Raw genomic sequence first — 422 nt, forward strand, 5'->3', positions numbered from 1 at the left:
ACGGCTTCGGGGAGAGTGGCGGGTTTGGTTTTGACCAGGGTGTTTCCGCCCGGGTCCCGCACTACCTGGACCACACGGACCAGCAACCCGTCCGGGGTACCGGTAGTGACACCGGAAACGAGCACGTCATTGGGTTTGATCTCCACTGCCTGATCCGAAGGAAGGACCACTGTGTCAGCGGTTACCAGCGCTGTTTCGAGTTGGGCTGGTTCAAGGACCTCGACGTCGGGGGCCACCGTGACCGTCCCCGCCGCAGGGTTCCCCGGGTCAGCAGGTGCTTTTTGGCCCGCGTACCGGTACAGGAACGCAGCCATCGCATCACGGGCGATCCCGTTCAACGGCCGGTACTCCCGCACCCCGTTACCGACAACCCAGCCCGTGGAAATCCCCGACGCCGCCAACCAAGTGATCTCCGCATAGAA

At 63.5% G+C, this 422-nt stretch carries 1 pseudogene; it reads right to left on the reverse strand.

The features are described from left to right. Nucleotides 1–422 (reverse strand): annotated as a pseudogene (locus AC6CH8_RS22855) (chromosome condensation regulator RCC1); the annotation flags it as partial.

This window comes from Paenarthrobacter sp. GQ52, assembly GCF_059759005.1.